General features: G+C 63.3%; 19 protein-coding genes and 1 tRNA gene. 5 read left to right on the plus strand and 15 right to left on the minus strand.

The annotated features are described in order from the left end of the window. Nucleotides 1–55 precede the first annotated feature (55 nt). The 7 genes from CWS72_RS12180 to CWS72_RS12210 form a co-directional block, all read right to left on the minus strand. On the minus strand, nucleotides 56–2,434 hold the full coding sequence (locus CWS72_RS12180) for a tetratricopeptide repeat protein (protein ID WP_101250882.1): 2,379 nt from the start codon (nucleotides 2,432–2,434) through the stop codon (nucleotides 56–58). Between the two features lie 87 nt (nucleotides 2,435–2,521). Continuing rightward, complete coding sequence (locus CWS72_RS12185; protein WP_101250883.1) at nucleotides 2,522–3,349, minus strand: carbohydrate ABC transporter permease; 828 nt, start codon at nucleotides 3,347–3,349, stop codon at nucleotides 2,522–2,524. Beyond that, nucleotides 3,346–4,224, minus strand: coding sequence for a carbohydrate ABC transporter permease (locus CWS72_RS12190; protein WP_199175659.1), 879 nt, complete (start codon nucleotides 4,222–4,224; stop codon nucleotides 3,346–3,348). The genes CWS72_RS12185 and CWS72_RS12190 overlap by 4 nt, the downstream gene beginning before the upstream one ends. Nucleotides 4,225–4,280: 56 nt before the next feature. Continuing rightward, nucleotides 4,281–5,573 carry an ABC transporter substrate-binding protein gene (locus CWS72_RS12195; RefSeq protein WP_101250885.1) on the minus strand — a complete coding sequence of 431 codons (1,293 nt, stop codon included), beginning with the start codon at nucleotides 5,571–5,573 and terminating at the stop codon, nucleotides 4,281–4,283. Between the two features lie 19 nt (nucleotides 5,574–5,592). After that, a complete protein-coding gene (locus CWS72_RS12200) occupies nucleotides 5,593–6,687 on the minus strand; it encodes an ABC transporter ATP-binding protein (protein WP_101250886.1) in 1,095 nt (364 codons plus the stop codon). Beyond that, on the minus strand, nucleotides 6,684–7,463 hold the full coding sequence (locus CWS72_RS12205) for a DeoR/GlpR family DNA-binding transcription regulator (RefSeq protein WP_101250887.1): 780 nt from the start codon (nucleotides 7,461–7,463) through the stop codon (nucleotides 6,684–6,686). The genes CWS72_RS12200 and CWS72_RS12205 overlap by 4 nt, the downstream gene beginning before the upstream one ends. Nucleotides 7,464–7,655: 192 nt before the next feature. After that, the gene (locus CWS72_RS12210) at nucleotides 7,656–8,255 is read right to left on the minus strand and encodes a hypothetical protein (RefSeq protein WP_101250888.1); all 600 of its coding nucleotides are present in this window, start codon (nucleotides 8,253–8,255) and stop codon (nucleotides 7,656–7,658) included. A 280-nt stretch (nucleotides 8,256–8,535) separates the two neighbouring features. Between CWS72_RS12210 and CWS72_RS12215 the strand changes: the two genes are divergently transcribed. The 5 genes from CWS72_RS12215 (at nucleotide 8,536) to CWS72_RS12235 (ending at nucleotide 12,445) form a co-directional block, all read left to right on the plus strand. Then, nucleotides 8,536–9,321: an ABC transporter ATP-binding protein gene (locus tag CWS72_RS12215; protein ID WP_101250927.1), complete on the plus strand. Its 786-nt coding sequence runs from the start codon at nucleotides 8,536–8,538 to the stop codon at nucleotides 9,319–9,321. Nucleotides 9,322–9,347: 26 nt separating this feature from the next. Next, nucleotides 9,348–10,115 (plus strand): transporter substrate-binding domain-containing protein, encoded by a 768-nt coding sequence (locus CWS72_RS12220; protein ID WP_101250889.1) that lies wholly within the window; start codon nucleotides 9,348–9,350, stop codon nucleotides 10,113–10,115. Nucleotides 10,116–10,159: 44 nt separating this feature from the next. Continuing rightward, nucleotides 10,160–10,831, plus strand: coding sequence for an ABC transporter permease (locus CWS72_RS12225; RefSeq protein WP_101250890.1), 672 nt, complete (start codon nucleotides 10,160–10,162; stop codon nucleotides 10,829–10,831). Nucleotides 10,832–10,833: 2 nt separating this feature from the next. Next, the gene (locus CWS72_RS12230; RefSeq protein WP_241911702.1) at nucleotides 10,834–11,532 is read left to right on the plus strand and encodes an ABC transporter permease; all 699 of its coding nucleotides are present in this window, start codon (nucleotides 10,834–10,836) and stop codon (nucleotides 11,530–11,532) included. A gap of 82 nt (nucleotides 11,533–11,614) precedes the next feature. Beyond that, nucleotides 11,615–12,445 carry an isocitrate lyase/PEP mutase family protein gene (locus CWS72_RS12235; protein WP_101250891.1) on the plus strand — a complete coding sequence of 277 codons (831 nt, stop codon included), beginning with the start codon at nucleotides 11,615–11,617 and terminating at the stop codon, nucleotides 12,443–12,445. A gap of 343 nt (nucleotides 12,446–12,788) precedes the next feature. Here CWS72_RS12235 and CWS72_RS12240 read toward each other — a convergent pair whose 3' ends face one another. From CWS72_RS12240 to CWS72_RS12275, 8 genes are all read right to left on the minus strand, one after another. Next, on the minus strand, nucleotides 12,789–16,139 hold the full coding sequence (locus CWS72_RS12240) for a beta strand repeat-containing protein (RefSeq protein ID WP_146002729.1): 3,351 nt from the start codon (nucleotides 16,137–16,139) through the stop codon (nucleotides 12,789–12,791). 347 nt (nucleotides 16,140–16,486) lie between these two features. Continuing rightward, nucleotides 16,487–16,563 (minus strand) — tRNA-Arg (locus tag CWS72_RS12245). 47 nt (nucleotides 16,564–16,610) lie between these two features. Next, complete coding sequence (pip, locus tag CWS72_RS12250) at nucleotides 16,611–17,567, minus strand: prolyl aminopeptidase (protein WP_101250893.1); 957 nt, start codon at nucleotides 17,565–17,567, stop codon at nucleotides 16,611–16,613. 128 nt (nucleotides 17,568–17,695) lie between these two features. Then, nucleotides 17,696–18,499, minus strand: coding sequence for a hypothetical protein (locus CWS72_RS12255; RefSeq protein ID WP_101250894.1), 804 nt, complete (start codon nucleotides 18,497–18,499; stop codon nucleotides 17,696–17,698). Nucleotides 18,500–18,564: 65 nt separating this feature from the next. Next, entirely contained in the window at nucleotides 18,565–19,059 is a 495-nt protein-coding gene (locus CWS72_RS12260) for a CarD family transcriptional regulator (protein WP_101250895.1), read from the minus strand. A gap of 357 nt (nucleotides 19,060–19,416) precedes the next feature. Further along, nucleotides 19,417–19,749 carry a ferredoxin FdxA gene (gene fdxA, locus CWS72_RS12265; protein WP_101250896.1) on the minus strand — a complete coding sequence of 111 codons (333 nt, stop codon included), beginning with the start codon at nucleotides 19,747–19,749 and terminating at the stop codon, nucleotides 19,417–19,419. Between the two features lie 24 nt (nucleotides 19,750–19,773). Next, nucleotides 19,774–20,235: a tellurite resistance TerB family protein gene (locus CWS72_RS12270; protein WP_158240625.1), complete on the minus strand. Its 462-nt coding sequence runs from the start codon at nucleotides 20,233–20,235 to the stop codon at nucleotides 19,774–19,776. Nucleotides 20,236–20,282: 47 nt separating this feature from the next. Further along, nucleotides 20,283–20,633, minus strand: coding sequence for an RNA-binding S4 domain-containing protein (locus CWS72_RS12275; protein ID WP_101250898.1), 351 nt, complete (start codon nucleotides 20,631–20,633; stop codon nucleotides 20,283–20,285). Between the last annotated feature and the right edge of the window lie 2 nt (nucleotides 20,634–20,635).

The following is a 20,635-nucleotide window of genomic DNA, read 5'->3' on the forward strand; positions in this document are numbered from 1 at the left end:
CGCGCTAATCGCGCCAGACCAAGTCTCGATGAGTCATCCTCATCGAGACTTGGTATTAGCCCCGATCACGGCGCCACATGTCCCGGAAAGCCTCTTCCATGGCTCGGGCCAGGCCGGCGCCGTCGCCCAGCGGGGATGCCAGGAAACGCGGGCGCAGGCCGTTTCGCAATTCGGCCAGACCGCTGATGTCGGCGGCCAGGGTCCGAGCCGCGTCGGTGAAGCCGGTCGCGTCTGACGCCACCAGATCGCCGAGGCCGATCGCGGCGAGGATCGAGGCGCCATAGCGGCCGACCAGACGATCCGTCGCCAGGCTGATCACCGGTACCCCCATGTACAAGGCCTCGCAGGTGGTGGTGGCTCCGTTGTAGGGGCTGGTATCGAGGGCGATATCGATCTCCCCATAGGCGGCCAGGTGGCTTTCCGATCCGGCTGAGTGGGTGCGGAACGACAGACGACCGCTCCCGATTCCCTCGGCCGCGAAGGCCGCCAGCAGACGGTCGCGGAGCCGGGAATCGGCCAGTTGCCGGGTTTTCAGCAGCAGGCGGCTATCGGGAACGGCTCGCAAGACCGACGACCACAGCCGCACCGTGGCGGCGGTGATTTTCGCGCCGTTGTTGAAGGAGCCGAAGGTGATCCGTCCCTCGCGCAGCGCCGGCGGCGGCGCGCAGTCCGGGGCGTCGGTCAGGGGCTCGAAGGCGAAGGAACAGCGGGGCAGACGCCATGGCGTCTCGGCGAACCATTCGGCGCTGTCCGGCGCCAGCAGGACATCGTCGCACAGATAATAATCGATGGCGGCAACGCCGCTCGTCGCACCGTAACCCAGCCAGGAGACCTGCACCGGGGCGGGCTTGCGGTTGAACAGTCCGAGACGGTTGTCCGTGGTGTGGCCGGCCAGGTCGACCAGGATGTCGATGCCGTCGGCGGCGATGATGCGGGCCAGGCGCTCGTCGCCGATAACGGCGGTGTCTTTCCAGACATCGGCAAGGGCCGCGCAGCGGCCGGTGACCGCGTCGGGCTGGACCACGTCGGAATAGAGGTGAATCCGCACCGCCTCCCGGTCGTGGTTTTCCAGAAGCGGCAGCAGGAAATGGGATACCGAATGCCGGCAGAGATCGGGGGAGACATAGCCGATCCGTAAAGGCCGGCTGAGCGGCGAAAGGGGTTCGGCCGGCGCCAGGCGGGGTGCCTCTCCCAGGGTCGCTTGCACGCGACGGCCGGCCTCGGCGAAGCGGGCCAGGGTGGTTCCGTCATGGTAGCACAGGGTGAACAGGACGGCGGAGACGATGCCCAGGTCGTCGGGCGCCAGCCGTGCCGCCTCGGCGAAGGCCGTCAGGGCCGCCTCATGGTCCCCCAACGCTTGCAGGGCGGCGCCCTGGCCGGCGTGGACGGCCGGCAGGTCCGGCCGGAGCGTCAGCATCCCGCGCAGACGCTCCAGCGCTTGGGACGGGCGGCCGGTGCGCAGCTCCACGTCGGCCAGCGCGCAGCAGAGGTCCGCATCTTCGCCCGACAGTGCGACGGCCCGACGCAAGACCTCCTCCGCCTCGGCAAGTTTCTGCTGCAAGGTGAGCGTCCGTCCGAGGTCGCGGTACACCGGCGCGGTGGCGCCGCCATGGTCGATGGCCCGCCGCAGCGCGGTCTGTGCGTCCGTCAACCGGTTGGCGGCGAGCAGAGCCGCGCCCAGTTCGGCCAGGACGGCGCCATCCTTCGGGTGGCGATCGGCCAGCTCGGCAAGCTCGCTCAGGCCGTCTTCCACCCGCTCCAGATCGAAAAGCGCGCGGGCCAGGTTGCGCCGCGCTCCCGCGGAATCGGGCTCGGCTTCGATCGCGCGGGCGAAGGCCTGGGCGGCCTCCTCCGTGCGGCCCTGGCCGCGCAACGCCACGCCGAGGTTGTTCCATGCCCCGGCGAAACCGGCGCGCAGCCGCAGCGCCTCGCGCAGGGACGCCTCGGCCTCGGTCCAGCGTTCGCCGGCGATCAACAGGCTGCCCATCTGATTGTGCACTTCGGCGACGCCCGGCCAGGTCGCGGCTACCTCCCGGAGCCGGGTCTCGGCCTCTTCGTGGCGCTCCAGGCTCTGCAACGTCACCGCGCGGTTGAAGGCGGCTTCGAAAAAGCGGGGAGCCAGGACCGCGGCCTTGTCGAAAAGCGTCAGGGCGGCGTCCGGCCGGCCCTGGGCCTGGCGGGCGACCCCCAGATTGTAGATCGCGCCCAGATGTTGGGGATTGCGGTCCAGGGCCCGTTCCAGCAGGCCGGCGGCATGGTCGTGGCGGCCGCTCATGTTCTCGGCCGCGCCCAGCATGGCCAGCCCGTCGACATGTCCGGGGTCCAGCTTGAGCAGCTTGCGGAAACACTGTTCAGCCCGGGTCAGCCGTCCCGACTGAAGATGCTGGACGCCCGTCTTCAGGAGATCGGACGCTTTCTGTGCCGGAGTGCTCATCGGGGAAACGGTTTCCTTGAGGGACAGCGGCCGGCATCATAACAACCGCCGTGTCGCCAGCTCAATCGCTTCGTTTGCCCGCCCCGTTCAACGGATTCCCGCCCGCAGGAAGCTGTTCACGAACTGGCGCTGGAAGGCCAGGAAGGCGATCAGCAGGGGCGCCGCCGTCATCAGTGTCGCGGCCGAGATCACCGACCAGTCGATGCCCTGGTCGGTGGCGGCGAAGACCGACAGGCCGACGGTCAGCGGCCGGGTCGAGACGCTGTTGGTGATGATCAGCGGCCAGAGGAAATTGTTCCAATGGTAGCTGACCGAGACCAGCCCATAGGCGACATAGGTCGGCCGGGCGAGCGGGATATAGACCCGCCAGAGGACGCCCAGCGGGCCGCAGCCCTCGATGCGGGCCGCGTCGTCCAGTTCCCGCGGAATGCCCTTGAAGGTCTGGCGCAGCAGGAAGATGCCGAAGGCCGACGCCACATAGGGCAGGCCGATTCCGGCGATGCTGTCGATCAGCCCCAACGCCTTGATGGTGCGGTAATTCTCCACCAGCAGCAGGTCGGGCATGATCATCAATTGCATGAGGACCAGCGCGAAGACCAGTCCGGCGCCGGGAAAGGGAAAGCGGGCGAAGCCGTAGGCCGCCAGGGTGCACAGGATCATCTGGCCGGCCATGACGCCGGCCACCAGCAGGCTGGTGTTGAGGAAGTAACGGGCGAAGGGCGCCGCCTCCCAGGCGCGGGAGAAATTCTCCAGGGTCAGGGGGGCCGTCGGATCGAAGTGGGCGGCGAAGGCGCTGGGGTGAAAGGCCGTCCACAGGGCGAAGGCCATGGGCAGCAGCCAGAGGGCGGCCAGCAGCCAGGCGGCGAGGCCGGCCATCGCCGGCCCGATGGGGGAACTCCGGCCGAGGCCGCTCATCGGTAATGGGTCCGGCTGTCGAGAAAGTGGAATTTGAGCGCGGCGACCAGCGAGAGGATCGTCACCAGCACCACCGTCAAGGTGGCGGCATAGGCGCTGTCCCAGAAGCGGAATCCCACCTCGAAGATATGAAAGAGCAGCAGCGACGTCGCATTGTCCGGCCCGCCGCGGGTCATCACCACCACATGGTCGACCATGCGAAAGGCGTTGATCAGCGCGTTGATCAGCACGAACAGGGTGGTCGGCATCAGAAGCGGCAGGGTGACCCGGCGGAAGCAGGTCCAGGGGCCGGCGCCTTCCAGGGCGGCGGCTTCGCGCAGGGTCGCCGGGATCTGCTGCAGGGCCGCCAGATAGAAGATCATGAAGAATCCCGATTCCTTCCAGATTGCCACCGCGATCAGCGCCCAAAGGGCGGTGCCGCGTTCGCCCAGCCAGTTATGGTGCGCCATGCCCAGGAAGCCCACCAGCCGGTCGAGCAGTCCGTAATCGGGGGTGTAGAAGAACAGCCAGATATTGGCCACGGCGATCATCGGCAGCACGGTGGGCGTGAAAAAGGCCAGCCTGGCCAGGGAGCGGCCGGGAAAGGAGCGGTTGACCAGCAGGGCCATGGTCAGCGCCAAAGCCACCGAGACGGGGATGGTGGCCAGCGCGTAGATCAGATTGTTCCACAGGCTTTGCCAGAAGATCGGATCCGCCATCATGTCCCGGTAGTTGTCGAGACCGACGAAGTGCGGCGGCCGGGTTCCCCTGGGCGTCGAATGGACGGAGGCGAGCAGGGTCATCACCGCCGGCAGATGGGTGAAGGCCGCCAGCAGCGAAACCGCCGGCAGGATCAGCAGCCATCCGTAAAGGGCGTTCAGGCGTTTGCTCATCATGGGTCCGGGAAAGGGGCGGGTCCCGGCCAAGGGGGGCGGCCGGGACCCATCCCGCCTCAGCGATAGGACTTGAGTAGGCGCTCGGCGTTGGCCTGGGCCTCGCCCAGGGCCTCGGCCGGCGATTTGGCACCGGTCAGCACCGCTTGCAAGGCGTCGTTCAGCGCCTTGGTGACCCGCTGGTTGTCATGGGTCGACAGTTCGGCGACGGAATATTGCAGTTGGTCGCGGGCCACGGCGGCGGCCGGGAAGCCGGCGACATAGGCCTTCATGGCCGGGGTTTCCCAGGCGTCGGGGCGGGTCGCCACATAGCCGGTGTCGATTCCCCATTGGGCGGCCCGCTCGGCCGAGGTCATGAACTTGACGAATTCCAGCGCCGCCGTCCGCTGTTCGGGGCTGGCGTTCTTGAAGACGTAGAAGTTGCCGCCGCCGGTGGGCGAGCCCCGCCGGACTTTCTCCGGCAGCATGGAAACGCCGAAGGCGAAGGGCGCGTTGGCGCGGATGTTGGTCAGGTTGCCGGTGGTGGTCCAGATGATCGCCGCCTTGCGTTCGAAGAAGTCCTTGGGCGTCGTGCCCCATTCCACCACGCCCGAGGGATGGATCCGCTCCCTGGCCGACAGATCATGCCAGAACTGCAAGGACTCGATCGCCTTGGGATTGGCGTAATCGGTCTTGTCGCCGGCCTCGTTGGCCAGGACCACGCCGTTTTCGATGGCCAGGCATTGGAACAGCCAGTAAGGGAAACCCGAGGAGGGGATCTGCACGCCCCATTGGGTGACGGCGCCGCCCGCGTCGCGCTTGGTGAGCCGGTGTCCGAACGCCACCAGTTCGTCCCAGGTCTGCGGCGGCTTCTCGGGATCCAGCCCTGCCTCCTTGAAGGCTTCCTTGTTCCAATATTGGACGACGGTGGAACGCTGGAACGGCACGCCCCAGACATGCCCGCCGGCCCGGCTGTTTTCCATGAAGGCGGGATAGAAGGCGTTGAGCCAAGCCTTGTCGGCGTCGGATTTGGCCAGTTGCTCGAAGGGCAGCACGGCATCCTCGTCGATCAGGGTGAACATGTCGGTGGACAGCAGGATCGCCACCTGCGGCGCGTCGCCGCCCTTCAGCGCGGTCAGCGCCTTGGCCAGGGTATCTTGGTAGCTGCCGGCGTAGACGGGCGATATCCGGATATCGGGATGGGCCTTTTGGAACTCGGCGACATAGCCGTCGATCAGCTTGGTGATGGGGCCCCCCACCGCCACCGGGAAATAGAAGGACAGGTCGGTCGCCGCCGCCGGCAGGGCGGCCGCCATGCTCAGTCCGCAGGCCAATGTGACGCCGGCGATCATGCGTTTCAGGGAAATGAACATTATTGGCGGCTCCTGCTGGTCAGCATATTTGGGACAAACGGGCGCGGGTGAAGGCGGTCGGGCAGTCGGACAGGCGGTCGTCGCGCCGCCGGCCGTCGGCGGCGTTGAACAAATGCGTGGCCTCCTCCGGCCATGTCAGATTAACCCCGGTGCCTGGGGCCATCGTCGCGGCGCCGGGCAGGCGGGCGGACAGCCTTTGCCCGCCGGCCGCCCGGCAGGAGAGCAGCGTATCGGCCCCGAGATATTCGGACGCCTCGACCACCGCCGGCAGGCCGTGGCCCGGCGCCGGGGAGACGGTCTCGGGGCGCAGGCCGAGAAGCAGGCCCGCGCCTTTTTCCGGATCGCCGAAGACGAATCGGCTCAAGTCCGGGTCGGATAGGTCGAGGATGTCCATGGCGGGCGAGCCGATGAAGCGGGCGGTGAACAGGCTGGCCGGGCGATTGTAAAGATCGCCGGGGCGGCCCTGCTGTTCGATGGCGCCCCTGTTCATCAGCACCACGTGATCCGACATGCTCATGGCCTCCGCCTGATCATGGGTGACGTAGATCATGGTGATGCCCAGTCGCTCCTGAAGCGCGCGGATCTCGCGGCGCATCTCGCCGCGCAACTGGGCGTCGAGGTTGGACAGCGGCTCGTCCATCAGGCAGACCGGGGCCTCGGCGATCAGGGCGCGCCCCAGGGCGACGCGTTGCTGCTGGCCGCCCGACAACTGGGACGGCTTGCGCGAAAGCAGTCCGTCGATGGACAGAAGCTCGGCCACCCGGGTCAGCCGGCGGCGCCGTTCCACCGGCGCCACCTTGCGGACCTTCAGGCCGAAAAGCAGGTTTTCCGCCACCGTCATATGGGGAAACAGGGCGTAGGACTGGAACACCATGGAGAGCGCCCGGCGTGACGGCGGCAGCCGGGTGACGTCGCGGTCGCCGATCCGCACCGATCCCCCGTCCACCGTCTCAAGGCCGGCGATCACCCGCAAGGTGGTGGATTTTCCGCATCCCGACGGTCCCAGCAGGGTGACGAAGCGCCCTTCCCCGGCGGACAGGGAAACGCCGGCCACGGCGAGGGTTTCCCCCCAGCGCTTGGTGATTTCCGTCACGGTCACGGTGGCGCCCGTCATGACGCCCCGCCCGCTTCGGAATCCGCGACATGGATGGCCACTCCGGCGGCCATCGCCATCTCCTCCATTGCCGGCGGCAGGGGGCGCTCGGTGAAGATGGCGTCGACGTCGCACAGGTTGCCGCCGCGCGCCACGGCCGGCCGGCCGAACTTGCTGTGGTCGAGCACCAGGAAGGATTGGCGGGCGTTGGCGGCCATGGACAGGCGGGTCCGGACCTCCTCCCGGTCGAAATCGAGGAGGGTGCCGTCCTCGGGATCGACGCTGCCCACTCCGAAAACCGCGATATCGACCTTGAAGCCGGCAAAGAAATCGACCGCCGCGTCGCCGATCACGCCCCGCTGGCGCAAGCGGCCCCCGGCGATGGTGACGTCGAAGCCGTCCTGGCCGCAGGCGATGAAGGCCGCGTTCAGATTGTTGGTCAGGATGCGCAATCCCGACTTGTGGACGAGCGCCCCGGCCACCGCCTCCGGCGTGGTGCCGATGCCGATGGAAAGGGACGAGCCGTCCGCGACATGGCCGGCGACCAGGGCGGCGATCCGCCGCTTGGCGTCGAGATTGAGATCCTGCCGGGTTTCGAAGGCGAGATTGTCGCGGGCATCGCCCGGTCCGGCGCCGCCGTGCAGACGGCGCAGCAGGCCCTCCGCGTCGAGGCGGTTGATGTCGCGGCGCACCGTCTGCGGCGTCACGCCGAAACGGCGCGACAGATCGGTCACCCCGACGAACCCGGTTTCACGGACCAGACCGAGAATCAGTCGATGTCTTTCGCTTTCATGCATGGACGATTGTGATGCACCGCCAGCCGTCCCTTATCAAAAGAAGGTTTTGTGTTCGTTCATTTTCGCTTTTGTTACATGGCGTTGGAAAATGCCCGGAATTTTTTGCCCGGGCCCCGTTCGTTTTTTCCGGCCGGCACGTCATCGGCCGCCGGGGACGATTTTCATCCCATTGAAACAGCGCCCTATTTTTTTTCAGATCGGCGGGGTCCGCCTTTTGCATGACGGCATCTTCGGCGTCGCCAAGGCGGCTTGCCGCGACAGGAGGATTCCGATGTCTTTGACCGTCAACAGCAACACGCTCGCCCAGCAGCAACTGCAGAAACAATTGGCCTCCGCGCAGGCCAACGCCGATACGCAAAGCAGCGCCTCGACCAGCAGCAGCGATTCCTCCGCCTCCTCCTCTTCCACGACATCGGGCACGGCCGGCGCGCTGACCGGCGGCCAGTCCCCGCTGACCAGCGGCATCCTGGCCACATTGCTTCGGGAACAGGCCGGCGAAAGCGGCACGTCCAGCAATAGCAATCCGATCACCATGCTGCTTGACGCCGAAGCCGGCGGAACCGGCACGGCAAGCGGCAGTGCGACATCCCTGGCGACATTCCTGCAAGAGGTGGCCGGCGGGAGCAGTTCCACCACCACCGATCCGTTGACGTCCTTGCTCGAAACGCAGGTCGCCAAGTCGTAAGCGGTGTCGTTGTCGATTTCGATACGGCCATCGTCGATGGAATAGGCAATGGCCGGCCTGGCCGTGAGAAGCGCGTAACGGAAGCGAACGGCTTCGGTTCCGATCATGGCCCTCTTGCCCCATCCTGGTGTTGGGGCAACCGATAGGGCAAAGTTTTCCCTTGCTCATGCCGAGGGGGGCCTTTTCCGGCACAAACCCCTTTGAGGAAAGGGGTAAAGATTCACCCTCCCTGCGGGCTCTATACGATCGAACAAAAAAGGGGCAGTATCGGCGCCCGCCCGCAGAACAGGCATGTAAAGCCCTGTCTCCGGGGGATGGACGGCCAACGGTCGGGATAACGAGGCGAGGCGTTTGGATGAGGCGGGAAACAAGGGGGAATTCGTGGTCGTGACACCAAGATCCTCCGCGCCGGAAGCTCTCGTCGTCCGCGACATTTATAAGAGATATGGTTCGCATGAAGTGCTGAAGGGGGTCTCCCTGACCGCCCACGAACATGACGTCGTCGCCATTCTGGGCAGCAGCGGGGCCGGCAAGAGCACTTTTTTGCGCTGTATCAATTTTCTCGAAGCCCCCAATTCCGGCAGCGTGGCGGTGAAGGGCGAGGAACTGCGCCTGACGCCCGGCCCCCAAGGGCTGGTCCCGGCCGACCGTCGTCAGTTGGAGCGCATCAGAAGCCGTCTGGCCATGGTCTTCCAACAGTTCAATCTGTGGGCCCACATGACGGTGCTGGAAAACGTCATCGAGGCGCCGGTCCATGTGCAGAAGCTGGATCGCAAGACGGCGATCGCCAGGGCCGAGGCCGTGCTGGAGAAGGTGGGCATGGCGGAGCGCCTGGACGCCTTTCCGAGCGAGCTGTCGGGCGGACAGCAGCAGCGGGTCGCCATCGCCCGCGCCCTGGCCATGGAGCCCGAGGTCCTGCTGTTCGACGAGCCCACCTCGGCGCTCGACCCCGAACTGGTGGGCGAGGTCTTGAAGGTGATGCGCGATCTGGCCCGCGAGGGCCGGACCATGCTGGTGGTCACCCATGAGATGGGATTCGCCCGCGAGGTGGCCAATCATGTCCTTTTCCTGCATCAGGGGCAGATCGAGGAGGAGGGGCCGCCCGAGCAGTTGTTCGACGCTCCGGTCTCCGAACGCTCGCGGCAGTTCCTCGCCAGCGTTCTCAAAGGGTGATGTTTTTTGGAATATGGGGATTGGAAATGAAGAAGATTGGTCTGTTCTGTGCCTTGGCGATGCTGGGGATGGCCACGGCGGCCCATGCCGCCACCAAGGTCCGCATCGCCACCGAGGCCGATTACGCTCCTTTCGAATACAAGGACGCCGACGGGGTTCTGAAGGGCTTCGAGATCGAACTCGGCACCAAGATGTGCGCCGCCGCCAAGCTGGACTGCGAATGGGTCAACATGGACTTTGACGCCGAGATCGCGGCGTTGAACGCCGGCAAGGTCGACGCCATCCTGTCGCAGATGTCGGTGACCGACGAACGTAAGAAAAGCGTCGATTTCGGCGACCTTCTGACCATCGCCCCGGTCAGCCTCGTCGCCAAGAAGGGAGCCGCCATCGGTGCCGACGCGGCCAGCCTCAAGGGCAAGACCGTCGGCGTGCAGAGCGGCACCACGCACGAGACCTTCATGAAGAAGCGTCTTCCCTCGGTGGCGATCAAGGTCTACCAGTCCCAGGAGGAAGCCTATCTGGACCTGGAGGCCGGCCGCATCGACGCGACGCTGGCCGACAAGACCATCGAATGGGACTGGCTGCAGAAGACCGGCAAGGCCGAGGGCTTCGATTACGTGGGCAAGGACATCGACGACGTCGAGATCTTCGGAACCGGCACCGCCATAGCCTTCCGCAAGGGCGACGCCGCCTTGCGCGCCAAATTCAACGAGGCGCTGGTCCAGGTCCTGAAGGACGGGACCTACAAGGCGATCAACGACAAGTACTTCCCCTTCCCGATCAACGGCAAATGAGGTCCGTCCGGGATCGCCGCTGAGCAGTGGGGGAACAGCCGTCCATGGCGCTTTTCGGATATGAGGCCCAACTGCTGCAGGGGATTCTGGTCACCCTGGAGGTCGCCGTCGCCTCGGCGGTGTTCGGCGTCCTTCTGGGGATTCTGGGGGCCGCGGCCAAGTTGTCTCGCCATGCCTGGATAAGTCGTCCGGTCGGTGCCGTCACCGATCTCCTGCGCGGGATTCCCGAATTCCTGATCCTGCTGATCTGCTATTTCGGCCTGACCAACCTCCTGACCGGCTGGTTCGGCACCAGGGTGGACATCAGCCCGTTCGCGGGCGGGGTCTTCGCGCTGTCGATCGTCTTCGGCGCTTATGCCTCGGAAGCCTTCCGCGGCGCCTTCCTGGGCGTGTCGGCGGGTCAGCTCGAAGCGGCGCACGCTTTCGGCATGCGGCCCCTGCAGGTCTTCTTCCGCATTCATCTGCCACAGGCCTGGCGGCTGGCCCTGCCCAGCCTCAACAACCAATGGCAGAACGTCATCAAGGACAGCTCCCTGGTGTCGATCGTGGGGCTGGAGGACCTGATGCGCAAGGCTCAGATCGGCGCCCAGGTGACCAAGCATCCCTTCAATTTCTATATCGCGGCGGCCCTGGTCTATCTGCTTCTGCTGACCCTGTCGAACCCGCTGTTCAATCTTCTCGAGCGGCGCGCCGGCCGCGGGCTGCGGAGGCGATAGGGATGATGGGTGTCGATCTGTCCACGCTGGGCGGGCTTTCCGATACCGCCGCCCTGTTCGGCAGGGGGCTCGTCATCACCCTGGAACTGCTGGTCGTCTCGACGGTCCTGGCGATGGTCCTGGCGGTGCCGCTTGCCGTCGCCCGGCTGTCGGCCAATCCGTTTTTCCGCTGGCCGGCTTTCGCCTATTCGGCTTTTTTCCGGGGCACGCCGCTGCTGGTGCAGATCTTCCTGTTCTATTACGGCCTGTCCCAGTTCCCGTGGATTCGCCAGTCCATCGCCTGGCCTTTCCTGCGCGACGCCTTCCCCTGCGCCCAGGTGGTGTTGACGCTGAACATGGTGGCCTATGTGGCGGAGGTGGTCCGGGGCGGCATCATGGCCGTGCCGTCCGGCGAGAAGGAGGCGGCCCTGTCGGTCGGCATGGGGCCCTTCCTGATGTATCGGCGGATCATCCTGCCCCGGGCCTTCCGCCTGATGCTGCCGGCCCTGAGCAATGAGGTGGCGATCCAGCTCAAATCGACGTCGCTGGCCTGCACCATCACGCTCTTGGACGTCACCGGCGTCGGCCGGCGGCTGGCCGCCGCCAGCTACAGCACCGAGCCCCTGATCGTCGCCGGGGTCATCTACATGATTCTGGCCTTCCTGATCGGCCGCGTCTTCAAGCTGGCCGAAGCCCGGCTATCCTTCCAGCGCCGGGCCTGACGGGCGGCGCCGTTCCGCCCCGATATATGTTCTCTTTTTGTTCGGCCTGTGCCAACATTCCTCATCGTTCCGGGAGGGGTGCATGGTAAGCCAATTGAGCAAGCATCAGGCGTTCCGAAAGTTGCATAGTCGGCCGGGAGCTTTCGTAATTCCCAATCCTTGGGATGCGGGCTCGGCCCGTATTCTTACCGCGCTCGGTTTCGAGGCATTGGCCACAACGAGCGCCGGATTTGCATTTGCGATCGGGCGTCGAGACTCGGCCGCGGCTCTCTCGCGTGAGGCCATTTTGCAGAATGCGCGGAGCATCGTCGAGGCGACCGACTTGCCCGTTTCTGCCGACCTGGAAGATGGGTTCGGATCAGACCCGGCATCCTGTGCCCTGACGATTTCCCTGGCGTCCGAGATTGGTCTTGTGGGTGGATCAATCGAGGACGCCACGGGCAATCCGGCAGATCCGATATTCGACTTTACTCTGGCGGTGGAACGGGTCGCCGCCGCGGCCGAGGAAGCTCGCAAACATCCTTTCATCCTGACCGCGCGCGCTGAGAACTTCCTGCACGGGCGGCTCGATTTGGATGACACGATCCGCCGTCTTCAAGCATTTGAGAAGGTGGGAGCCAATGTCCTCTATGCCCCGGGCCTGCCAAATCTCGACGCGATCCGAACCGTATGTTTCTCCGTCAATCGTCCGGTAAACGTTGTGATGGGGCTGGCCGGTCGGACCTTCACCGTCGGAGAGCTGGAGGAGGCGGGGGTCAAGCGAATCAGCGTCGGCGGCTCATTCGCGCGGGCGGCGCTTGGGGGGTTCGTGCGCGCCGCACGCGAGGTCAAGGATCATGGCACCTTTACTTATGCCGAGGACGCGATGTCTGCCCGCGAAGCTGAATCATACATGTTGGACATGGGCAGATGAAGGGACTCCGGGGCGGTGGAGGTGAGGGGTGGTATCGGCATGTCGGTGCATGGTTCTGTCTCTATCGAGGGATGTCTCTGGCAGAGGCCTTGAAAGCCATCGAGACCGACGGGCACCTCCCATCCCCTAGGACCCACACCCGCGCCGTCGCGGGTACGGTGGAGGGTGCCAGACGGGCTCGCTCTGTGTCCACCCGTCCTCCACGAGATCGGGAGGCGGTTTTGTTGCGTGATGATCAGGAAGCGCTCGGATAGCGCAAGGTAACGGTAAACACTTCGGTGATACCGAAGTGTTTACCGCCTCATTTTTCAGATGGAACAGATCTGCATCCTGTAACAGCTGCTCAATGCCAATTTGCAGCAATCACCGGTTCCAATTGGGTGGCTTGGGTCGTGCTGAGCGTCGTCTGGCCCGGGGCGGGTGCCGAAAGGCTCGCCATGGCATCAACGAGGTTGCTGACTTGAGTGTTGAGAAGGGCATGGCCGTCAGCCGTTTTGAACTGACTAATGTCGGAAGACGTCCCGGCATACCAATTTTGCAAATCAGTTTGCTCATTTGTGCCAATGACACTGACCAGTAAGTCGTCTCCATTTCGGCTGAACCAAAGTTGATCCGCAGAAATACCACTACCGAATTGGATGATTGCATCGGAAGCGCCACCGGCATCAATTGTCGTGGTTCCGCTCGCGCCGATCGAAACGGTATCTTTCTGCCCCGTCACCCTGATGTTGTTGTCGGAGCCGCTTACTGCGGTCGTGTCCCATGAGCCGCTCACGGTGACGCTCGCCGAATCGCCGTTGATAGTCGTCTGGGCGAAATTACCGGAGATCGCGACGGTGGCGTTGTTTCCATAAAATGCAAGCGTATCGGCGCTTCCGGTGACCGACACCGTGTCGTTGTCCCCTTGCAGAGTGGCGGTGCAGTTCTGCCGGGCGATTGTCGCCGTCTGTGAATCGACTGGAGTCGAAAGCGTGCTGGCGAACCCGTTCGCAGTCATGGTTGAGCCATCCGACAGATGGACGACAAGACCGGACGAGTCCAATGTCTGGCTGACGATCGGTGTCGATGCAAAGCCACTGAAGTCGATCGTGTCGGCGGTTGTCGACAGGTTTGCGATCGTGATGGAATGGGCATCGCTCCCGGCGATGATATGAATCCGGTCACCCTGGGCACTGGCTTGAATATAATCGTTTCCGGAGCCGGTGGTGATGTCGTCCGCGCCGAGGCTGATCACGTGATCATTGCCTTTTGCCAAGGTGACAACGGCGCCGGTGGTGCTGGTCGTTATGGTTGAGGCGTTGCTTCCTCCCCAGGTGTAGATCGTTCCGACGCCTGTCAACGTGGCGTCGATATCGTCGCCTTGTGAAACTCCACTAAAATGGATGGTGCCGCCATTGTCGTTAATATTACTGACCGTGCCGGATGCGATAACCGTCGCAATGGCGCTATCTCCGACGTTAATTGTGTCTGATGCGTAAGACGTCAAGGAGTCAATTCCATTAAGAGTATAATGGCTGTTGCCCTGTCCTCCGGTAATAGTCGCATTGCCAGTTGCAATAATATTTGTTCCCCATGATCCGCACGTAATGGTGTCGTTACCATTACTGTAAACATCCGCGCCATAAATCATGCTGATGGTATTGGTTGATCCTGCGGCAGTGGTGATGGTGTCGCCACCGAGTGCATTAATGACATCGATGCCGCCGCTGCCGCCGTTGATCGTTCGTACCCAACCTGTTCCGGTAATGGTCAGGTGGCCGTTTCTTCCATCGATTTCCGTGTAAGACAGATTGTCGACGATCGAGGCCGCCTGGCTGTCGCCGATATAATCGATTCCACCGCTATCACCGTCGATCAGCGTGGTGCCGCCATTTCCATAGACGGTGGCAACACCGGATTCGCCGCGACCAAAGACCGAAAGCTGGCCGCTGCCCGCATAAATCGTTGAGTTGCCGGATACGATGATCGTGTCGTTTCCGGAACCGGCGTGAATGATATCGGCGCCGACGCTGGTCAAGGTCACGTTACCGGCACCCAGCGAGACGTTCGATCCGATCGATCCGCCGGCAAGGGTGATATTGGTATGTCCCTGGTAAACTCCCGCGGTGCCTCCGCCGCCGATGAAGGTGGCATCGCTCGTTGTTCCGTCTTGCGTAATGGAATAGGCGAATTGACCGCCGGACCAGGTTCCCGACAGCAGGACCGCATTGCCCGAAACGGTGGCGCTGGCGCCGGAAGCGATGGTGATCCAGTTGGATCCCCCGGTCATGTCAAGTGCCAGCGTCGCTCCCGCTCTGACCTGAAATGTGGAGTTTCCCGTCCCGCCGGAGATATTCGCGGTGCCACTGACGCCGATAGTGCAGTTTCCGTTGCCCAGCGTAATCGTGTCTGTGCCCCGGCTGTTGATCGTGTCTCCGCCAAGCACCGCGATTTGGTTGATCGACCCGATGGCCGTGGTGATGTTGTCACCAGCCTCCGCGGACGCGGGGCCGGTATCCGTATAGATCAGGCCGCCCTGTCCGCCAATTACGGTTTCATGCCCCCAGTCGGAGCTGATCGTCAAAAGGCCGTCGCCGCCTTGGGCTGCCTGTCCGTAATCCGTGAAAACCAGTGAGTGAGGCTGGTCATCGGCAAAAATCCAGACTCCGTCGCCGGGGGTCAATGCATCCTGTGTGGTATTGCTGATCGCGGTTCCGTCGCCATCGACATTTCCCGTCAGTTCGGCGCCGCCTTTCACCAGATTTGCCGAGGAGGCAAAGTTGTCGAAGGTGTTGCCTGACACGGTAGCCACATCAATGGTCGAGTTCGTCAATGCTATGGCGGTGCCGCCATAGTTGTTTACAAACGTGTTGTTTTCAAGATCAAGACTGGAATTGGCATAAGGTATTCCCTCTCCGCCAAAATGGACCATGGTCTGATTCTCGGCGTTGGACCCTTTTTCTATAAAATTCCCCTTTATCGTTGCGGCCCCTCCGTTCGGCAAGTCAATTTCGTAACTGCTTGTCCCCGTAGCTCCGTCCTGAATAATATTATTTTCAATGTCACTTACGTCTGCGCGACTTTTTACCTCATGGCCCACAAAAGCGCTGGAGATAATGCTATTGGTGAGAGTGAATTTCGAAACTTCACCAATGTATATATCGTGAGTGTAGCCATCTCCTGCGCCATTATTTTCAAAAGTAGAGTGATCTATCTTAATGGTTCCCGTGGAATCCGCATTTGCAAGAATTCCATTCTGATTATCATGAAAATCATCATTTATTAACGTAAGATTACCTGAATCGTATCGGATGCCGGCTCCGTTTCCTCCGGAATCTGCGGAAATTTCAACGCCACTGAAGGATATATTTTTAATGGTGACGTTTCCCTCGATAACCAATATGCCTTTTTCGTTCGGCGGGGCTTCCGTCGCGACCATATTCACCATGCCACCGACACCCTCGATGGTGATGTTCTTCTTCACATAGGAAAAGTCATTGATCAGTGTCGTGCCGCCCGTGATGGCGATCACATCGCCGTCGCTGGAGGCCGCGATTGCCGCAGCGAGCGTGGCGTATTCTTGCCCAGCCCCAACGGTGAGGATGTGTCCTCCCTCGGCTGGAGTGTCGGCGGTACCGGCATAGGCGGAATCGGAAGTCAATATACCGGCTTGAGCATAGGGAGCCGTACTGGACGCTTCATCGGGAATATCCATTCTAAAATCTCCCACCATTCATATGCAAAACAAGGACGATTCTAAAAAATTTCGTCTTTTGAGGGTGTTTTCTATGTCTTGTCCAATCAAGGCACCTCATATTCATATGAGATACACCTTAAAAATGTATTGAAAAGTATGCGCGGCGTCCGGTGATTTTTTGGCTGAGCGCAACGACGGCACAGCAGGACATGGCTTTCCGCGCGACAGCAGAAGCATCTGTGACGCGAAAGATGAGTGTGCCGCGCTTTCTGATCCCCGGAATAGGAGGGCTACCGGTTGGATGGCGTAAAAGACGCCTATCGAAAGCGTAAGGAGTGCACTTCCAGTGATTTTCAGATGGGAAATGGTGCGCCCGGCGGGATTCGAACCCACGGCCCCAGGATTAGGAATCCTGTGCTCTATCCTACTGAGCTACGGGCGCCCAAGGGCGGTTATCGCATGGCGCGCGGCGGCGATCAAGAAAGGTGCTCAAGGCAATGCCCGATAGCGGTCGGTGGCGGTGACCAGGGCGGCGCGGATGCCGGGCTCCATGGCCGAATGGCCGGCGTCGGGGATGATCTGGAAGGCGGTGCCGGGCCAGGCGCGGGCCAGGTCGTCGGCGCTGGCGATGGGGCAGACCATGTCGTAGCGCCCCTGGACGATGGTGGCCGGCCGGCCGTGCAGCTTCGCGATGTTCCGCAAAAGCTGGTCGGGCTCCATGAAGCCGTCGTTGATCATGTAATGGGCCTCGATGCGGGCCATGGCCAGCGCCGAGGGCGAGGAGCGGGTGTCGCCCGGCTCGTTGATCAGGCGCGAGCAGGATTCCTCGTAGCTGCACCAGACCTGGGCGGCCGGCATATGAATGGCCGGATCGCCGTCGGTCAGCCGGCGGTAATAGGCGCGCAAGGGATCGGCGCGTTCGACGGGCGTCAGCGGCTGAAGGAAGGCGCGGCCGGCTTCGGGGAAGAAGCGGCCCATCTGGTGCATGAACCAGTCCACCTCCTGCGGGCGGAACAGGAAGATGCCGCGCAGCACGAATCCCAGGCAGCGTTCGGGATGGGCCTCGCCATAGGCCAGGGCGAGGGTGCTGCCCCAGGATCCACCGAAGACCAGCCAGCGTTCGATGCCCAGGAACCTGCGCAGGGACTCGATGTCGGCGATCAAAAGCGGGGTCGTGTTGTCGGAAACCAGGGCGGCGGGAACGGACCGGCCGGCGCCGCGCTGGTCGAACAGGATGATGCGGTAATGGGCGGGATCGAAGAAGCGGCGGTGCAACGGCGCGCAACCGGCCCCGGGGCCGCCATGCAGGAAAATCACCGGCTGGCCGGCGGGATTGCCCGATTCTTCCCAGTAAAGGCGATGGCCGCCGCTGACCGGCATCCATCCCTGCCGAAAGGGCTCGATGGGCGGATAAAGCGCGCCCGCGGTTTCCTTGTCGCCTTTCATGCCCCGTCTATCCTCGATTCTTCTCTGCGTTCAGGCCCTTGAACATTGGGGCGGCATGGCCTTCCGTCCATGGCGCGAAAGCCGTCCGGCCACAAAAAAGCGCGAAAGCCCGAGCCATCCCAGCCATCTCATGCCTTGAGGACTTGCAGAAGGGCGCCGTCGGCGTCGAACTGCGCGGCCAGCAGATCGCCCCCGAAGCCGCAGCCGCCATCCAGCGACACGGTGAAGGGGGTCTCGGCCACGCCGCCATGCTGACGGTCGTAACCGCGCACGATGCGGCGATATTCGCCGTAAGGCCGGTCGATGGTGGCGAAGGCCGAACTGCCCCACCAGAAACTGTCGCTTTGCGCCGACAGCGGACGCTGCGGATCGATGCCGGCATGGACGAACAACAGCGTGCCGTTATCGCTGAAGGCGGCATGGCGCAGCACGCTCATCAGCGTCGCATGCCCGTCGAGGGCGCGCAGATTTTGCCGAAGCTGGCCGGTCCAGCGGGTCAGGGACAGAGTGCCGTCGCGGGCGGCCAGGACGGCTTCCTGGACCGAGGCGCCATAGGCCTCGATGGTGGGCTCGATGCCCTGGCCGACCATCCATTGCAGGACTTCCGCCGGATTTGGGGCGAACTGAAGCTGTAGAAGCTTCTGCCACATTTCCTCCTGCGCGCCGCGCAGGAAGACGATATCGGCGCAATCGACGCCGTCCCGGGCCAGGATGGCCCGGCGGAACAGCAGCAATTCATCGATGGTCCGGCGAACTTCGCGGCCATGGCCGGAATAGTTGCCCAGATAGACGATCTGGTCACCCGGCTGAAATTTCGTAAAAAGTTGTCGATGGATGGCGGACAGCCGATCGGCCTGGCCGTGGATGGCGGCGATGGCCCAGACGCGGGACCGGCCGCGCAATGTCGCGAAGATGCTTTGCTCCGAGGACATGCGCCGCGTACCACCTCCCCAAAGGTCGCAAGGAGCGGCATCGGGACGATGCCGCTCCCGATACCTTAAGCGGCGTCGAGCAGCTTTTCCAGTTTTTGCGTCGCCATTTCGGGCTCGATGCGTTCGACGGCGGCCAATTCACTGGCCAGACGTTCAAGCGCGGCTTCGTAGATCTGACGTTCGCTATAGGACTGGTCCGGCTGGTTGGCGTTGCGATGCAGATCGCGCACCACCTCGGCGATGGAAATCGGATCGCCGGAATTGATCTTCGCCTCGTATTCCTGGGCGCGGCGGCTCCACATGGCGCGCTTGACCTTGGCGCGGCCACGCAGGGTGCTGAGCGCGGTGTCCATCACGCCGGGGGTGGACAGCTTGCGCAAACCGGACTTCTTCGCCTTCGGCACCGGAACACGCAGTGTCATGCGGTCGCGGTCGAAGGTGATGACGAACAGTTCGAGCTCGTGTCCGGCAATCCGTTGCAGTTCGATCGATTCAACTTTGCCGACCCCATGGGTCGGATAAACCACGTAGTCGCCTTCAGAAAACGATTCGTCCAGCATATCCTGCTCATCCCTCAATAAAACCTGGGCAACGGCCAGGCACAGCAAATTTTGCCGCGCACCGCACCGCAAAAAGCGGTCGATTCGGAACTCCTGGTCTTGCCGTGTGGGGCAACAGCCCAAATGGCCTAGCCGCTAGGCGGCCGTCCGCTGACCCTGGTTCAGCGGAAAGGACTATATAGCATAGCCAAGGGCCGAGGAACAGAACGAATCCGCCTCGATACAAAAAACACTACCAGAGGTTGCGGTTTGGCGGCCGGCACTTTTCCGCGCCGCCGCCCGAAAACCTCTGCCATGTGGAGACCGGTGCGATCTTTTGCAACCGGCCCGGCAATCCCTCTCAGGGACCGCTCCGCCTCAGCGCTTGCCCGGATTGGGGCTCAGCAGCTCGGCCTTGCCCGGCTTGCCCTTCCACTCGTCGGCGTCGGCCGGCGATTCGCCCTTGCGGGTGATGTTGGGCCATTGCTCGGCATAGGTGCGGTTGGTCTCGGCCCATTCGGCGGCCTTTTCCTCGCTGTCCGGGAAAATGGCCTCGGCCGGGCATTCCGGTTCACAGACACCGCAATCGATGCATTCGTCGGGGTTGATCACCAGGAAGTTTTCGCCTTCGTAGAAGCAATCGACGGGGCAAACCTCGACGCAATCCATGAATTTGCACTTGATGCAGTTTTCCGTGACGACGTACGCCATGACATTCTCCGTAGGGGTTGGTTTTCAGACCGGGGAACCGGCGAGCCCGAGACGGGCCATGGCCCTCTGGCGCGCGGCACCGCTGTCCTGATCGGAAACAAAAAGCAGTCCGGCCACCCGGCGCACCAGGCTGGCCTCGTAATCGTGCAACTGGCCGTTGGCGAAGACGACCTCCCACAACATCTCGATTACGCTGATGCGCTGGGGGGCGTCGTAGCGGTCGACAATCACCTTGGTGAAGGGGAACAACTGGTTGGATTGTCCCTGCAGGGTGCGCGCCTGATCCAGCAGCCCGCGCGCGGCGGTGTCGGGCAGGCCGAACCTTTCGCGCAGCAGGCGCAGAATCTGGGCGCCCTCGGCGCCTTCCAGGGTGCCGTCGACCATCGCCGCCTCGACCAGCAGGGCCGCTGCCGCCAGGCGCGGATCGTCTCCGGCGACGGACCGGCCGCTTTCACCAAAAAACAAAGACTTGAGACTATCGAACATGGGGTCTTGCCTAGCACAGCGCGTTCGCCGGAACAACCCCCACGCTGTCAGGGTTTTCGTCGCGTCCCGCCGGGAGGGGAATCGGACGTGGGAAAGGGGAGGGCCGGCGGCCATTCCCAGGGGTCGGTGGCGGCTTCCGGCGCCGCCAACTCGCGATACAGGCCCTGCGCCTCGGGGGCCGGACCGCGGCGATGCCCGAGATCGAGCACGAGGACGCGACGCCAGGCGCGGCCCTGCCGGAAGATCAGTTCGTCGCCGCTTCGGACCGTCGCGCTTGCCTTGACGACCGGCCGCTCGTTGAGGATCACCCCGCCCTCGGCGAGCAGATGCTGGGCGAGGCTTCGCGATTTACAGAACCGGGCGAACCAGAGCCATTTGTCGATACGCAAGGCCTCCATGG

The organism is Telmatospirillum siberiense (assembly GCF_002845745.1).
Lineage (GTDB): Bacteria > Pseudomonadota > Alphaproteobacteria > Rhodospirillales > Magnetospirillaceae > Telmatospirillum > Telmatospirillum siberiense.

Coding starts and splice junctions, on each gene's coding strand:
- CWS72_RS12220 (WP_101250889.1), top strand. CDS start 9,348: ATGAAGAAGATTGGTCTGTTCTGTGCCTTGGCGATGCTGGGGATGGCC.
- CWS72_RS12205 (WP_101250887.1), bottom strand. CDS start 7,463: ATGCATGAAAGCGAAAGACATCGACTGATTCTCGGTCTGGTCCGTGAA.
- fdxA (WP_101250896.1), bottom strand. CDS start 19,749: ATGGCGTACGTCGTCACGGAAAACTGCATCAAGTGCAAATTCATGGAT.
- CWS72_RS12275 (WP_101250898.1), bottom strand. CDS start 20,633: ATGGAGGCCTTGCGTATCGACAAATGGCTCTGGTTCGCCCGGTTCTGT.
- CWS72_RS12190 (WP_199175659.1), bottom strand. CDS start 4,224: ATGATGAGCAAACGCCTGAACGCCCTTTACGGATGGCTGCTGATCCTG.
- CWS72_RS12260 (WP_101250895.1), bottom strand. CDS start 19,059: ATGCTGGACGAATCGTTTTCTGAAGGCGACTACGTGGTTTATCCGACC.
- CWS72_RS12255 (WP_101250894.1), bottom strand. CDS start 18,499: ATGTCCTCGGAGCAAAGCATCTTCGCGACATTGCGCGGCCGGTCCCGC.
- CWS72_RS12225 (WP_101250890.1), top strand. CDS start 10,160: ATGGCGCTTTTCGGATATGAGGCCCAACTGCTGCAGGGGATTCTGGTC.
- CWS72_RS12200 (WP_101250886.1), bottom strand. CDS start 6,687: ATGACGGGCGCCACCGTGACCGTGACGGAAATCACCAAGCGCTGGGGG.
- CWS72_RS12180 (WP_101250882.1), bottom strand. CDS start 2,434: ATGAGCACTCCGGCACAGAAAGCGTCCGATCTCCTGAAGACGGGCGTC.
- pip (WP_101250893.1), bottom strand. CDS start 17,567: ATGAAAGGCGACAAGGAAACCGCGGGCGCGCTTTATCCGCCCATCGAG.
- CWS72_RS12195 (WP_101250885.1), bottom strand. CDS start 5,573: ATGTTCATTTCCCTGAAACGCATGATCGCCGGCGTCACATTGGCCTGC.
- CWS72_RS12185 (WP_101250883.1), bottom strand. CDS start 3,349: ATGAGCGGCCTCGGCCGGAGTTCCCCCATCGGGCCGGCGATGGCCGGC.
- CWS72_RS12270 (WP_158240625.1), bottom strand. CDS start 20,235: ATGTTCGATAGTCTCAAGTCTTTGTTTTTTGGTGAAAGCGGCCGGTCC.
- CWS72_RS12240 (WP_146002729.1), bottom strand. CDS start 16,139: ATGGATATTCCCGATGAAGCGTCCAGTACGGCTCCCTATGCTCAAGCC.
- CWS72_RS12230 (WP_241911702.1), top strand. CDS start 10,834: ATGATGGGTGTCGATCTGTCCACGCTGGGCGGGCTTTCCGATACCGCC.
- CWS72_RS12210 (WP_101250888.1), bottom strand. CDS start 8,255: ATGATCGGAACCGAAGCCGTTCGCTTCCGTTACGCGCTTCTCACGGCC.
- CWS72_RS12235 (WP_101250891.1), top strand. CDS start 11,615: ATGGTAAGCCAATTGAGCAAGCATCAGGCGTTCCGAAAGTTGCATAGT.